Genomic DNA, 13,841 nt, shown 5'->3' on the forward strand with positions numbered 1-13,841 from the left:
TCGTCCTACTCCTTAAAAATCTTAGGCTCTATCGCTATCTTGCTTATCGGCAAATGGCTAGCAGTTAAAATTTCAAATCTTATATCAAAATTAGTCATTTCTTCTAGGCTTGACGAGACTCTTTCAAATTTTCTGCTGAATATCATTAAAACGCTGCTTATGGCTTTTGTAATCATAGCCGCGATCGCAAATTTGGGTGTCGAGACGTCTATGTTCGTTGCTGCGCTCGGTGCTGTCGGTCTTGCTATAGGCATGGCGTTTAAGGATACTTTTTCAAACATCGGTGCAGGATTTTTGATAATTTTTTTTAGACCGTTTAAGCTCAAAGACCACATAGAAGTCGCAGGCGTGCAAGGCGCGGTCAAGGAAATCAATATGTTTAGCACTGTTTTACGTACGACCGATCATAAAACCATCATTATCCCAAACGGACGCATCGTAAGTAGCAATATAATCAACTTCTCAAAAGAGGGCACTAGACGCGTCGAACTCGTGTTTTGCATAGATTATCAAGATGATTTAAAGTTCGCAAAAGAGGTTATTTTAAGCCTAGCCGACGAAAATAAAAAGATCTTAAAAGAGCCAAAGCCGTTTGTCGGCGTCGGAGGCCTGGGCGACAATAGCGTAAATTTGACCGCTAGATTTTGGTGTGCGAGCGATGATTTTTCCGACGTGCAGTTTGCTATGCTTGAGAGCGTTAAGCTTGCATTTGACGCTAAAGGTATCTCTGTACCGTCACGGCAGCTTAGTATTAGCTATCAGGATAAAAAGGAAAACGAACAGATTTAACTTGTGTTGTTTTGCTTTATCTTGCGTATTTTTTCTCTTTAGCGTTTCTTAAGGTGGTGATTTTTAAATAAATTTAGGCTCAAGATAAGTTAAACGGATTCTCTCTTATCATCTTTAGCAAAATATGATAGAAAGTTTTTGTATCTTTACTGTTACTATATCTAAATTCTAATCCCTTTAAATTTAGATAATCTATCTTGAGACATTAAAATTCTAATGCTTTTTAGAATCTTATTAATGGAAATTCTAGAAATCCCGGTTAAATTTGCTATTTTAGTAGCCTCTATATCCTCTGTAAAATACTTGAGAATTTCTCTAAATTTCTTCTGCGAAATTCGGGAACGGACTATATACTTATTTTTCATTGACAGGATCATAGTTCTTGTGCTTGCACACTCTTTGAGAAAAACTCCTTTGAAAGTTTTTAACTTATCTTGAGCCAATATAAATATTGCGTTAAAGCCATATTTTAAATATCATAAACTATTGCTGTATAAAGTTTAAGATCTAATTCAAAAATTATTGCAAGTTTTAAAATCTCAAATTTGCAGAAGTTAGCTTAAGGAAAATTTTAAAATACAAAAAGTAAAATTAAATTTTATGATAACGTAAAATCGGCGCTAAAATGCAGTCAAATTTGCGACATTAAATAAAATGAAAGAAAAATAATGAAAAAAACTATACTTTTTGACCTTGATGGTACACTTATTGACTCGACTCCAGCTATCCTAGATGGTTTTAACGCCGCGTTTCGCGCTCACGGCAAATCAACCCCTAATCATGAAACGGTTAAGGCGTTAGTCGGGCACCCGCTTGACGTTATGTTTGCAGGACTCGGCGCGCCGACGCAGCTCGTACCTGATTATATCGCTGCATATAAGGCGCGTTATGAACAGATTTTTTTGGAACAAACTTCGTTACTCGAGGGTGCTGCGGGAGCACTGGCGCTTGCTAGCGAGTTTGCAGACGTAGGCGTCGTAACTACTAAAACATCGAAGTTTTCCATTATTTTGCTTGAACATTTGGGTGTTATGGGTTTTATTAAAACGGTAATCGGTAGAGACGACGTAGTAAATCCAAAACCGGACCCCGAACCTATAAATACGGCTCTTGATCGCCTAGGCAAAACGAGCGCGCAAGATAAAGCCAGAGCCTTTATGGTCGGCGATACGACGATGGACCTGGAGGCGGCTAGGCGTGCAGGAGTAGTCGGCGTCGGACTGGTTTGCGGATACGGTAAAGAGGCTAGTTTGCGCGAATATTCAAATTTGATCTTTAAAAACGCGTTTGAGGCGGTTAAATTTATAGCGGGTAGATGAGCCTGGCTTGCGGCCGTGTCGGTTAAATTTATAAATTTTTGTAGCGATCAAAGCCTATATCTGGCTTACTAAACGACTATTTTTAATGTTTTGCTGCGGTTATAAATTTAGCCACTCGCAGGGCAAAAATTAAGTCAAATTTGCGGCAAGCTCGTAAGAAAAAGGCAAATTTGACTTATCTGCGTGCGCTTTCTTTTTCAAAGTGTTCAAACGCATCAATTATATCAATATAAATGCCGTCAAAGCTTGCGTCAAGAATTTTTTGATACGACTCGTAGTTTCCCGTAATGATTTTTTGCCAATCCGCATCCCAGTGTTTGACGACATAATTCCCTTTCCAGCGCAGATTTTCTTTCATGAGCCAGGCAGGCTTTCCGGTTTTCCAGGCGTCACTTTAATAATACCGATAATCCTCTGCCTCGCCAGCAGATTACGAGCAGCTTTCTGCCGTTGCGTTTTGTTTTGAGCTCTCTTGCTTTGGACGCGGCATAGGCTTTTACGAAGTGAAACAAATCCATTGTTATGATATCGTAATCCGTATTTTTGAGCGCACCGATAAACTGCCGTTTTGTTGAAAATTTTTCGCTGTTAATCAGATACAAAAAGTTTTCGGCGTCTGCAACTGTTTTTATATCTTTGCTGTTTGTGTTGTGTGGAGTGTTTGGATGTCTTGGAGCGGCGGTCAGATTGCGTTTATCCGCTGCAGCTAGCCGCTAGCAGGGCCGTCTTTGGTAATGAGCTCAAGCCCGTTTTGCGGGATGGCGATGAAATTCTTATCAAATTTTTGCCGTATCGCGAGATAGTGATGACTGGGCGGCGCATCTCCTCGCGGTAGTCTATCGCGGATTTTGCTTCGCCTGCGCGATTTTCATCCGCCCTAGCGCAAAAACATTGGATGAAAATCGCGGCTAGCGGATAAATTTTAGCAAATTTATAAAAATCGGCCGTCAAATATTTTTTGATCGCAGCTCAAATTTGAGGCTTTGGATTATTAAATTTAATCTTTTTTGAAAATGTAAAGCGGCGGATTAATGATAGATTTTGGAATTTAGCCCTATAATAAAAGATTTTTAAAAAACATAAGAAAATTTGAGGCGGAAAAATGGCTAAAATAATGAAAACTATGGACGGAAACGAGGCTGCGGCACACGCGGCTTATGCATTTACCGAGGTTGCGGGCATCTATCCGATCACTCCTAGCTCGCCGATGGCTGATTACACCGATATGTGGGCGGCTCAGGGCAAGAAAAATCTATTCGGCATGCCGGTTAAAGTAGTCGAAATGCAAAGCGAGGGCGGAGCCGCGGGCACCGTGCACGGCTCGCTGCAAGTAGGCGCCCTAACTACGACATACACGGCTTCACAAGGTCTTTTGCTAAAAATCCCAAATATGTACAAGATCGCAGGCCAACTGCTACCGGGCGTCATCCACGTGAGCGCGCGCTCTATCGCAGCCCAGGCGCTTTCTATCTTTGGCGATCATCAGGACATTTATGCCTGTCGCCAGACGGGATTTGCGATGCTAGCAAGCGGCTCTGTGCAAGAAGTCATGGATATCGCCGGCGTCGCGCACCTAGCGGCGATCAAGGGTCGCGTACCGTTTTTGCACTTTTTCGACGGATTTCGCACGAGCCACGAGATACAAAAGGTCGAGGTGCTTGACTACGCGCACTTTGATAGACTGCTAGACCGCGAAGCTCTGCAAAAATTTAGAGACGAGGCGCTAAGTCCCGAGAGTCCTAAAACTCGCGGTACAGCGCAAAACGACGATATCTACTTCCAAACTCGTGAGCTAGCTAACCGCTACTACGACGCGGTTCCTGATATCGTGGCCGAGTATCTAAAAGAAATTTCAAAAATCACGGGACGCGACTATAAACCGTTTAACTACTACGGCGATCCGCACGCTACGCGCGTCGTGATCGCGATGGGTTCGGTAACGCAAACTCTCGAAGAAGTCGTCGATCACCTGCGTGCAAAGGGCGAAAAAGTAGGCGTGCTCAAGGTGCATCTATATCGTCCGTTTAGTCTAAAATATCTCTTTGACGTGATGCCTGAAACGGTAGAAAAGATCGCCGTGCTAGACCGCACGAAAGAGCCCGGAAGCCTGGGCGAGCCGCTGTATCTGGATATAAAAGCCGCTTTTTACGGGCGCGCGGACGCCCCGCTTATCGTGGGCGGTAGGTATGGTCTAAGCTCCAAAGACGTTGATCCCGCGCAGCTAATCGCCGTGTATGAAAATTTAAATGCAAAGGAGCCTAAAAACGGCTTTACGATCGGTATCGAGGATGACGTGACCTTTACCTCGCTAAAAGTCGGCGAGAAAATTTCGCTAAGCGATGCAAGCGTGAAAGAGTGCCTATTTTACGGTCTTGGCGCGGACGGTACCGTTGGGGCTAATAAAAACTCAATCAAAATAATCGGCGATAAAACCGAGCTTTACGCACAGGCGTATTTTGCCTACGATAGTAAAAAATCAGGCGGCTACACGCGCTCGCACCTACGTTTTGGCAAAAACCCGATCCGCTCGACCTACCTCGTCTCAAATCCGCACTTCGTAGCTTGCTCGGTCGCGGCGTATCTTGAAATTTACGACGTCATAAACGGCATCCGCGAGGGCGGGACATTCCTGCTAAACTCTATCTGGGACGCCGAGCAGACTGTCGCTAAACTACCAAATAAAGTAAAGAAAATTTTGGCCGCTAAAAAGGTAAATTTCTACATCATTAACGCCACGAAGCTAGCTCGCGAGATCGGGCTCAAAAACCGCACGAACACCATCATGCAGTCGGCGTTTTTTAAACTCGCAGACATCATCCCGTTTGCCGATGCGCAAAAATACATGAAAGAGTATGCGCACAAAGCCTACGCCAAAAAGGGCGAAGCGATCGTGGAGATGAACTACAAGGCTATCGACATGGGTGCGGACGGACTAGTTAAAGTCGCGGTCGATCCTAGCTGGGCAAATTTGACGGATGATGCCGCTAACGAGGAAAAATATGTCGGCGACGAATTTATAGAAAAAATCGTTAAACCTATAAACGCCGCCAGGGGCGATAGCCTGCCTGTTTCGGCGTTTGTCGGCTTTGAGGACGGACACTTTAAATCAGGCACGACGGCGTACGAAAAGCGCGGCATCGGCGTGATGGTGCCAAAGTGGATCGAAGAAAACTGTATCCAGTGTAACCAATGCGCCTTCGTCTGCCCGCACGCAGTCATCAGACCGTTTTTGATCGATGAAAACGAGCTCGCCGCCGCTCCGCAAACGGTGCAAGATCACGTCCTAGACGCCAAAGGCAAAGAGGTAAAAGGGCTAAAATATAAAATCCAGGTTAGTCCGCTAGACTGCACTGGCTGCGAACTGTGCGCTCAAAACTGCCCGAGCAAGGAAAAATCGCTCGTCATGGTGCCACTGGCCGAGGAGATGGAGAAAAACGAGCAGGAAAACGCGGATTATCTATTTAAAAAGGTAACCTACAAAGACGACCTGATGAGTAAAGAAAGCGTCAAGGGCGTTGGTTTTGCTCAACCGCTATTTGAGTTTCACGGTGCGTGTCCTGGTTGCGGCGAGACGCCTTATATAGGGCTTGTGACGAGGCTGTTTGGCGACCGTATGATCGTGGCAAACGCGACTGGTTGTAGCTCGATCTACGGCGGTAGCGCGCCTTCGACGCCTTATACGACGAACAAAGATGGCAAAGGCGTAGCGTGGGCGAACTCGCTGTTTGAGGATAACGCGGAGTTTGGCATGGGTATGAACGTCGCGGTCGAGACGCTGCGCCACCGCATCGAGGATGTGATGCTGCGCACAAAAGACGCCGCGCCAAACGCTCTAGCTGCGCTATACTCCGACTGGATCGCGCACAAAAACGACGGCGAGAAAACGACGCAAATCGCTAAAATTTTGACCCCTCTTTTGGAGCAAAATTTAAGCGTCCCGGGCGTAAAAGAAATTTTAGAGCTAAAAAGATATTTAGTTAAAAAATCTCAGTGGATCATCGGCGGCGACGGCTGGGCCTACGACATCGGCTTTGGTGGGCTTGACCACGTACTAGCTAGCGGCGAGAATGTAAATGTGCTCGTGCTAGATACCGAAGTCTACTCAAACACCGGCGGCCAGAGCTCAAAATCAAGCCGCGCGGGCTCGATAGCGCAGTTTACCGCTAGCGGCAAGCCGATGCAGAAAAAAGATCTGGGCTACATCGCGATGACCTACGGAAATATCTTCGTCGCGCAGATCAACTCAAACGCGAGCCAAGCAAACACGATAAAAGCCATCGCCGCAGCTGAGGCGTATGATGGACCTAGCCTCGTGATAGCGTATTCGCCGTGTATCGCGCACGGTATCAAGGGCGGTATGGCTCTCTCTGGCGATCAGGGCGAGCTAGCGACTAAATGCGGCTACTGGCCGACCTACGTTTACGATCCACGCCTAATCAAAGAGGGCAAAAACCCGCTAAAAATGACCTCAAAAGAGCCCGACTGGTCGCTTTACGAGGAGTTTTTGCTAAACGAGGTTCGCTACAACTCGCTTAAAAAAACCAACCCTGGGCACGCCGACGAGCTACTAGCTAAAAACAAGGCCGACGCGCAAAGACGCTACCGCCAGCTAAAACGCCTAAGCTTGGCTGATTTTAGCGATGAGGTCGAGACTAGCGCGGAGGCTGCCCAAAGCGCCGAGTAGGGTGCAAATTTCTCTCGTCCGAATTTGACGGGCGAGAGAGGCTTTCTTTAAATTTAACCGCTTGCTTTGGCGGTTAAATTCGCTTTCAAATTTGAAAAATGCCAAAAGCACGGCAAATTTAAAAGGCGCAAAATGAGCCAAACCCATCCTTTTAAGCCGATTTTTGATAAAAATTCTAAAATTTTAATCCTCGGCTCCTTTCCCTCCGTAGTTTCTCGCGAGCTGGGCTTTTACTACGCAAATCCGCAAAATCGCTTCTGGCGGGTGCTGGCGCAAATTTTAAACGCGCCGCCGCCTGAAACTACGGACGAAAAGATAAATTTTCTCTTAGCACACCGCATCGCCATCTACGACGCTGCGATCTCGTGCGAGATAAAGGGCTCGAGCGATGCCAAAATGACTGCCGTCGCTCCTGCAAATTTAGAGCCGATCTTTAGCGGCGCGCGCATAGCGCAAGTGTTCGCTAACGGCGGCAAAGCTTATGAAATTTGCAAAAAATACTTAGAAGATGAGATCATAAAAGCGACAAAAAACGAGGTGATAAAACTACCATCAACCAGCCCCGCAAATGCTAAATTTAGCCTTGAAAAGCTCACGTGTGAATGGAAAGTAGTAGTCAAAACGCTAAAAGGCGGTTAAATTTTACTAGAAAGCTCAAATTTAGCTCGTTTAAAATAAAAATAACCACGCCTTCATATCAAATTTAGCTTTAAATTTTAAAATTAACCAAACCAAGCCAAACGGAAAAGCCATGAAAATCCTAAAATTTCTATTTTTACTTCCGCTTTTATCGATCGGGGTGCAAGCACTGGAGCCAAAAATCGTAATGAAGCCAGAAGCGAACCTAAAAAACGGCCTTTACTACGTAAAAGGTAAGCTCTACGACGGCACGTTAAAGATGTTTCGATACAGCGCCGAGGACCTTTATGGCGTAAATGCGATGGGCATGGTCTATCCTAGGCTAAAGCCGCTACCGCCCACTCTCCATCCGTGAGATAGACGCGCAGGGCGGTACGGCGGTGCGGCGGCGGGATTATTTTAACGGCAAGGATAAGCCCTTAAACGAACACCCCCTAAAAACGGCGTCCGCGAGGGCGCGGCTAAGCACTACCATGCAGATAGCGGCGCTCTGATGGGCGAGAGCGAATACAAAAATGACCGCAAAAACGGCGCTTGGAAGCGATTTTACGAAAACGGCAAAACGCGCGTGGTAGAAAACTATAAAGACGGCGAAAAGGACGGCGTCGCGCGCGAATACTACGGGGGCGGCAAGCTACGAGGCGAATACGAATACAAAGACGGCCGCCAAACGGGCGCGGGGCTGGACTACTACGAGAGCGGGGCGCTGGCGGCAAAGGTGATGTTTAAAAACGGGCGCTATCACGGACTATACGAGGAGTATCACGAAAACGGCGCGCTAAAGGCCAAAGTAACGTTTGAGGACGGGCTGGAGGTCGGCACGGCGAAACACTACTATGCAAACGGCAAACTCGAAGCCGAGGGCGAATTTGAGCGCGGCAGGCTCGTGCGTGCCAAAAAATACGACGAAGCGGGCAAGCTAATCAGCGACAAATCCGATAAAAACGGACTTCCGCGGGAGTGAGTTTGAATAAAATTTAAATTTTAGCGGAGCCAAATTTGATCCGTGCAGCTTAAATTTAGCGCTTTGACGGGGGTTTGGCTTTACGCGACGTTTGGCATTTTCTTGTTTTAAGCACATACGAGGCGTCAAATTTGACTCAAAACCTGCTACACTAGTCTAAAATTTTAATAAAAATAAAAGTTACATAAAATAATACTATTCAAAAAAAATTAAAAAATAATTTTTATTTTAGCTTAATATATCAATATTTGTAGTAAAATTTGCTCTAGATTTAATACACAAAAACACTAAAAAGGAGCAAAATATGGCTGCTGCGGGTATTATTATCGGCACGGTAGTGCTGTTTATCGTGGGTTGGGCGATAGTGCGGGGCAAGTACGCGCCGCTCGTGCTTTTTCTTTCGGGCGTTTTTATGTTGATCTGTTCGGTCGCGCTGGGTACGGGAAGCTTCATGCCCAAACAGGCCGTAGCGACGGGCAATGCATACCTGAACATCATCGAGTTTATCCGATATATGTTTTCAAACAGATTTGCAAATTTAGGCCTTATCATAATGTTTATGGTGGGCTTTGCGAGCTACATGACGCATATCGGCGCGAACCACGCTTTCGTCTCTATCGCCACGAAACGCTTTGCTAGGATCAAAAATCCATACGTCATGGTCTTTGTCGCATTTGCGGTGGCTAAGCTCATCAGCATGGTTATCACTAGCGCGGTAGGGCTTGGCGTGCTATGCCTTGCGCTTTTAGGACCCGTACTCATCTCGCTTGGGCTAAACAAGCTCACCGTAGGCTCGATCTGCGCGATGTCGGGAGCCGCCTCGATGGTGCTTATCGGCGCATCGACCGCCGCTGCGGCAAAGGCTACACAACTTAGTATCCTTGACTACGTTTTCGTCTATAAAATTCCGGCCGCGCTTCCGACCTCGATCGTGATGGGTATCGCGCTCGTTTTTTGGAACAGATACCTCGATAAAAAAGAGGGCTGGGTATGCAGCGAGCATGTGGGCGAAGTGATGGAATTTGACGGCGCCGTGCAAAATCCGCAGACCGCCGCGCCTAAAATTTACGCGATACTGCCGTTTTTACCGATGATTTTAGTGGTAGTATTTTCGCAGTACTGCATCGCCTCTATCAAGCTTGACATCTCGGCGATCATCATCCTGTCAGTCGTCATTGCGATGCTTTTTGAGGCGGTCAGGCATAGGTCTAAATTTGACCCGATCGCCGAAGGGGTCAAGGTATTTTTCCAAGCGATGGGCAAGAGCTTAAGCGGCGTCGTTATCCTTATCATCGCAGCGGGCATATTTGCGGAAGGCTTTAAGGCGCTAGGCATGCTTGATAGCATCGTAAAGCTCGCAAATTCGCTTGGCTTTGGCGGCTTTGGCATGTCGGTGCTTTTTGTCGTTATCACGACGCTAGTTACGATCATCTCGGGCTCAAACGGAGCGAGCTTCTATCCTCTCATCGAGATGGTGCCGCATATCGCCGCTAAGCTAAACGTGAGCTCGGTTATGCTCGTGCTACCGATGCACCAGGCCTCCACTATCGCTCGTCCTCTCTCGCCCGTAGCTGGCGTGGTCGTCGCGATAGCGGGCATGCTAAAGTGCAGTCCGCTTGATATCGTCAAGCGCTGCAGCGTACCTGCGGTCCTTGGTCTAGTTAGCCACCATATTTTCGTATTTTTACTCTCTTTGTGAGGCGCGAAATGCAGCTTCCTAGATGGACGTTTGAGGACGCGTACGGCGACTTTGACGATGCGAGATTTACGGACGCGCTGTCAAATTTAGACGAAATTTTAGGCGAGATAGAGAGGCTGCTAGGCTCTGGCGGCGAGTTAAATTTGCTGATAAACGCATACGAGCGCGGATTTGAGGAGGTAAACTCCTTGCTCGCGTTTTGTCGTTGCAAATCAAGCGACGATACCAAAGACGAGCGAGCAGGCGCGGCCGAGGCAAAAATCAGAGAGAAATTTTTGCGCCTTGAGCGGACGAAAGAGATCATTTTTGAAAAGATGGACGCACTGGATCCTTTCGATACTGCGCGCCAAACGCAGGAGTTTGCGCGGATAAAGTTTCTCTACGACGAGCGCAAAAACAGCTGGCGGGCAAAATTTGACGCGAAGGAGCGTAAAATTTACGAAGATACGGCGGCTAGCAGTTTCACTCCGCTTTACGGCGTATTTAGGCATCTAAACAACCTAATCGCCGTACAGGTTACGGATAAAAACGGCGTAAAAAGCGTCTATAATCTCTCAAAATGTGCTGGCGTTTTAAAGGGCTCGCCTGATGCCGCGCTGCGAAAGAGCGTATTTGAGGGGCTAGCGGAGCATTACGCTAGGCACGCGAGCCTATACGCCGACGTTTTAAATTTGCTTCAGGGCTTTAGGCTGGGCGAATTTAGTGCAGCGGGGACGGATATTCTGACGCCTAGCCTGCAGCAAAATAAAATCAGCGAGCAGGCCGTAACGACGATGTTTGCGGCGCTGGATCAAAGAGCGGATAAAATAAGAGAGTGCGTGAGTCTGCGCGCGAAGTATTTTCCGCAGGGTAAAATTTACGCCTGCGATCTGCTCGCGCCGTCTCCCTTTGCTAGCGCTGATGATATCCCGTACGAGCGGGCGATAGAGACGATCTGTGCGGCTCTGGGCGAGGTTGGCGAGGAGATACCAAAATTTATCAAAATGATGCTAGAGAAAAACTGGATCGAGGCGCAGGTGCGCGAAAACAAAGCAGGCGGCGCGTTTTATACGAGGTTTGATAAATTTCGGCAACCGCGCGTTTTTTCTAGCTACATGGGCACGCAGGCGCATATGATCCAGCAGGCGCACGAGCTCGGACACGCGTGGCACTACTGGATCATGCGCGATCTGCCCGCGCTGCACACGCAGTTTCCTATGACGCTGGCGGAGGCTGCGAGCACATTTAACGAAGCCGTGCTGCGAAACTATCTGCGTAAAAACAGCTCGGATAAAAATTTACTTTTTGACATCTTGTGGCAGGAGCTAAAATCGGCGGCAAATTTCATGCTGCACATCGGCGTGCGGTTTGATTTTGAGATCGCTTTTTTAAAAGCTAGGCAAAAGGGCGCGGTCGGCGCGGCGCAGATAGAAGAGCTCATGCAAAAGGCGTGGCGCGGACGTTACGGCGATACGACGCAGGACGTGGAGGGCTTTTTGCCGTATTTTAAGCTGCATTTTTACAAAACCGATCAATACATCTACAACTATCCTTACGCGGTCGGCTACCTGCTATCGCAGTTTTTGCTGGGCGAGTTTAGGCGCGCGGGCGATAAATTCATCGGCGCGTACAAGGCGTTTTTGCGCGAGTGCGGCGTGATGAGCGTCGAAGAGCTATTGCAAAAGCACTTCGGCAAAGACGCGCGAACGCAGGAGTTTTGGCTTGAGTGCGTCGATAATGCGCTCGTTTACGCAGATGAGTTTAAGCGGCTCGAGGAGCAGATGGGATTTGATAAGGCGGCAAATTTGGGCGGGCAAATTTGAACCCAAATTTGATTTATTTTTGACGTCGTTTTTAAATTTAAGAGCAAAAACGTTGAGCTTTTTGCTCTTGTCGCCTATTCGTCAAATTTGATCGCCGTTTCTTGATCCTAAAAGATAAATGAGTAAGTCAAATTTAAAACTCCCTCGCAGAATTTGGCATGCGTTACAAATTTGCACTTAACTGATAACAACTATCATAACTAAGCTATTTTTTAGCTAATCTATTTTATAATAATCACAATCAAATAAACAGGAGCCCAAAATGTCAGTTTTAGTTATCGGAGCCGATGAGATAACGCCTATAAAAGCAGTCCTCAAAGACCTCGGCGCGGAAGCGATCGAGCACTGGGACGCGCGCAACGAAAACCGCGTAAATCGCAAACCGATCCCGCAAGATACCGAGTGCGTCGTGATGCTAACCAGTTTTCTAAACCACAACACGATGAAAACGATAAAAAACCAAGCCAAAAAGCGCAATATCCCGATAGTTTGCGCCAAAAGAAGCGTTAGCTGCGTGTTTAGCGAGTATTGCAAAGTCTTTGGGCTAGATAAGGAATTTGGATGCTGCAAGGTAAAAGATTAATAGATGAAATTCGGCTTTTTATCAGGTATTGGAGAAATAACTCCAAGTATTTTTTCAGGGCTTGACGCGGTAAATAAAGCCCGAATTTTTATAAATTTATACAACTGTTGCGCAGGTCGCGAGCTAAAAATCCCTCTAGTTTACGCGTATTCGGGCTTAAATTTGGAGGAAATTTTTCTAAAGCGCATCGATGATCTGTGCGAGTTTAAAAATCCTAGCCGAAGCAAAATTTCAAGCTTTTGTATCGCCTCAAACGCCGTCATCTGCGCCTATAAATCAGGTAAATTTGATGCCGTCCCGCCGGTAGCCGTCTCACCCAAGCACCCGGCCGCAAAGCTAATCGTTATGCTAAAATCCCAAAACGGAATATGTTTTGACGCGGACATAATGTTTTCTCAGTTTGTTTATGATAAAATACGCGCCAAACATTTTGATAAAAACGTTTATTTTCAAGACGGGATTATCTTTGCAGAGCAGGGCGGGCGCAAGCTTTTTGGCGTTATGCCGTGCTTTAAAGAGATAACTAAAGAGCGGTTTCATCTGGCTAACTGCGAGATCGCTAGAGGCTTTGAGGCGCTTAGCGGCGGAGAGTTTGACAGGATGTTTATCGTAGCTCCGAGAAATGCGAATTTCTCGCGCTACATCGAGGTAAGACGTGAGTGCGGATGCGGCGGATCGCTGCGACTGGTGCCCTACACGATAAGTCATCATATTTTTTAAAGGAAATTTAAATGATAGGTATCATTTTTGGAAGCAGTATGGGAAATACTGAGGAGGCGGCGAGCTTTTTAGCCGAGAATTTGGGTCTAGAAAACGAGCTTTTAAACGTAGCAAACTGCGACGCTGCCAAGCTAAACGGCTTTGATAAGCTGATTTTGGGCGTTTCGACCTGGGGTACGGGCGACTTGCAAGACGACTGGGACGCGTTTGATTTTGGCGGACTAAAACTTAGTGGCAAGACGGTTGCGATATTTGGTACCGGCGATGCCGAGAGCTACGCGGATAGCTTTTGCGGTGCGATGGGTAAGCTATACGATGAGGTCGTAAAAGCTGGTGCAAATGTCGTGGGCGCAGTGTCCGTGGACGGATATAAATTTGACGAGTCAGAAGCCGTAAGAGACGGTAAATTCGTCGGTCTGCCTCTTGATGCGGACAACGAAAGCGAAAAAACCGAGCCTAGAATCAGCGCTTGGATAGAGCAGATCAAACCTCATTTTGCTTAAAATTTAATACTTCAAGTCGGGCTTTTTGCCCGATTTTTAACCCCAAACAAACTCAATCTAATCACTAAAATCGAATCTCTAAAATTTCAGTTTTCTTTAAAATCTTAAAGGTAGAATTAAATTTATTTTTTAAATTTAG

At 46.7% G+C, this 13,841-nt stretch carries 13 protein-coding genes and 1 pseudogene; 11 read left to right on the forward strand and 3 right to left on the reverse strand.

Features of this window, described 5'->3' with window-relative positions; all coding sequences use genetic code 11:
- The first annotated feature begins 39 nt into the window (after positions 1–39).
- Positions 40–789 (forward strand): mechanosensitive ion channel family protein, encoded by a 750-nt coding sequence (locus CSUNSWCD_RS00440; protein ID WP_009492503.1) that lies wholly within the window; start codon positions 40–42, stop codon positions 787–789.
- Between the two features lie 173 nt (positions 790–962).
- Here CSUNSWCD_RS00440 and CSUNSWCD_RS00445 read toward each other — a convergent pair.
- A pseudogene (locus tag CSUNSWCD_RS00445) lies at positions 963–1,166 on the reverse strand (IS1595 family transposase); the annotation flags it as partial.
- 291 nt (positions 1,167–1,457) lie between these two features.
- Between CSUNSWCD_RS00445 and CSUNSWCD_RS00450 the strand changes: the two are divergent.
- Positions 1,458–2,108, forward strand: a complete 651-nt coding sequence (locus tag CSUNSWCD_RS00450; protein WP_009492505.1) for an HAD family hydrolase — start codon at positions 1,458–1,460, stop codon at positions 2,106–2,108.
- A gap of 175 nt (positions 2,109–2,283) precedes the next feature.
- Here the strand turns inward: CSUNSWCD_RS00450 and CSUNSWCD_RS10830 are convergent, their stop codons facing one another.
- Together CSUNSWCD_RS10830 and CSUNSWCD_RS00460 are read right to left on the reverse strand one after the other, a co-directional pair.
- Positions 2,284–2,466: a hypothetical protein gene (locus CSUNSWCD_RS10830; RefSeq protein ID WP_009492507.1), complete on the reverse strand. Its 183-nt coding sequence runs from the start codon at positions 2,464–2,466 to the stop codon at positions 2,284–2,286.
- A gap of 335 nt (positions 2,467–2,801) precedes the next feature.
- The gene (locus tag CSUNSWCD_RS00460; RefSeq protein WP_009492512.1) at positions 2,802–3,059 is read right to left on the reverse strand and encodes a hypothetical protein; all 258 of its coding nucleotides are present in this window, start codon (positions 3,057–3,059) and stop codon (positions 2,802–2,804) included.
- A gap of 151 nt (positions 3,060–3,210) precedes the next feature.
- On the opposite strand from CSUNSWCD_RS00460, the gene nifJ reads away from it, so the two are divergent.
- The 9 genes from nifJ (at position 3,211) to fldA (ending at position 13,702) form a co-directional block, all read left to right on the forward strand.
- A complete protein-coding gene (gene nifJ, locus CSUNSWCD_RS00465) occupies positions 3,211–6,792 on the forward strand; it encodes a pyruvate:ferredoxin (flavodoxin) oxidoreductase (protein ID WP_009492514.1) in 3,582 nt (1,193 codons plus the stop codon).
- Positions 6,793–6,924: 132 nt separating this feature from the next.
- The gene (locus CSUNSWCD_RS00470) at positions 6,925–7,431 is read left to right on the forward strand and encodes a DNA-deoxyinosine glycosylase (RefSeq protein WP_034964091.1); all 507 of its coding nucleotides are present in this window, start codon (positions 6,925–6,927) and stop codon (positions 7,429–7,431) included.
- Between the two features lie 112 nt (positions 7,432–7,543).
- Positions 7,544–7,786, forward strand: coding sequence for a hypothetical protein (locus CSUNSWCD_RS11615; RefSeq protein WP_009492518.1), 243 nt, complete (start codon positions 7,544–7,546; stop codon positions 7,784–7,786).
- A gap of 138 nt (positions 7,787–7,924) precedes the next feature.
- The gene (locus CSUNSWCD_RS11620; protein ID WP_009492522.1) at positions 7,925–8,395 is read left to right on the forward strand and encodes a toxin-antitoxin system YwqK family antitoxin; all 471 of its coding nucleotides are present in this window, start codon (positions 7,925–7,927) and stop codon (positions 8,393–8,395) included.
- Positions 8,396–8,699: 304 nt separating this feature from the next.
- The gene (gene dcuC, locus CSUNSWCD_RS00485) at positions 8,700–10,094 is read left to right on the forward strand and encodes a C4-dicarboxylate transporter DcuC (RefSeq protein WP_009492526.1); all 1,395 of its coding nucleotides are present in this window, start codon (positions 8,700–8,702) and stop codon (positions 10,092–10,094) included.
- Between the two features lie 8 nt (positions 10,095–10,102).
- Entirely contained in the window at positions 10,103–11,896 is a 1,794-nt protein-coding gene (locus CSUNSWCD_RS00490; RefSeq protein WP_009492528.1) for a M3 family metallopeptidase, read from the forward strand.
- Between the two features lie 262 nt (positions 11,897–12,158).
- Positions 12,159–12,479 carry a DUF2325 domain-containing protein gene (locus CSUNSWCD_RS00495; RefSeq protein ID WP_002949171.1) on the forward strand — a complete coding sequence of 107 codons (321 nt, stop codon included), beginning with the start codon at positions 12,159–12,161 and terminating at the stop codon, positions 12,477–12,479.
- Positions 12,480–12,482: 3 nt separating this feature from the next.
- On the forward strand, positions 12,483–13,199 hold the full coding sequence (locus CSUNSWCD_RS00500; protein WP_009492533.1) for a hypothetical protein: 717 nt from the start codon (positions 12,483–12,485) through the stop codon (positions 13,197–13,199).
- 11 nt (positions 13,200–13,210) lie between these two features.
- Complete coding sequence (gene fldA, locus CSUNSWCD_RS00505; RefSeq protein ID WP_009492535.1) at positions 13,211–13,702, forward strand: flavodoxin FldA; 492 nt, start codon at positions 13,211–13,213, stop codon at positions 13,700–13,702.
- Positions 13,703–13,841 lie beyond the last annotated feature (139 nt).

Origin of the sequence: Campylobacter showae CSUNSWCD (assembly GCF_000313615.1) — a bacterium.
Taxonomy (GTDB): Bacteria; Campylobacterota; Campylobacteria; order Campylobacterales; family Campylobacteraceae; genus Campylobacter_A; species Campylobacter_A showae_A.

Excerpts from the sequence above, each read along its gene's own strand:
- CSUNSWCD_RS00450 (WP_009492505.1), top strand. The coding sequence starts at position 1,458 with ATGAAAAAAACTATACTTTTTGACCTTGATGGTACACTTATTGACTCG.
- CSUNSWCD_RS10830 (WP_009492507.1), bottom strand. The coding sequence starts at position 2,466 with ATGAAAGAAAATCTGCGCTGGAAAGGGAATTATGTCGTCAAACACTGG.
- nifJ (WP_009492514.1), top strand. The coding sequence starts at position 3,211 with ATGGCTAAAATAATGAAAACTATGGACGGAAACGAGGCTGCGGCACAC.
- CSUNSWCD_RS00470 (WP_034964091.1), top strand. The coding sequence starts at position 6,925 with ATGAGCCAAACCCATCCTTTTAAGCCGATTTTTGATAAAAATTCTAAA.
- CSUNSWCD_RS11615 (WP_009492518.1), top strand. The coding sequence starts at position 7,544 with ATGAAAATCCTAAAATTTCTATTTTTACTTCCGCTTTTATCGATCGGG.
- CSUNSWCD_RS11620 (WP_009492522.1), top strand. The coding sequence starts at position 7,925 with ATGGGCGAGAGCGAATACAAAAATGACCGCAAAAACGGCGCTTGGAAG.
- dcuC (WP_009492526.1), top strand. The coding sequence starts at position 8,700 with ATGGCTGCTGCGGGTATTATTATCGGCACGGTAGTGCTGTTTATCGTG.
- CSUNSWCD_RS00490 (WP_009492528.1), top strand. The coding sequence starts at position 10,103 with ATGCAGCTTCCTAGATGGACGTTTGAGGACGCGTACGGCGACTTTGAC.
- CSUNSWCD_RS00495 (WP_002949171.1), top strand. The coding sequence starts at position 12,159 with ATGTCAGTTTTAGTTATCGGAGCCGATGAGATAACGCCTATAAAAGCA.
- CSUNSWCD_RS00500 (WP_009492533.1), top strand. The coding sequence starts at position 12,483 with ATGAAATTCGGCTTTTTATCAGGTATTGGAGAAATAACTCCAAGTATT.
- fldA (WP_009492535.1), top strand. The coding sequence starts at position 13,211 with ATGATAGGTATCATTTTTGGAAGCAGTATGGGAAATACTGAGGAGGCG.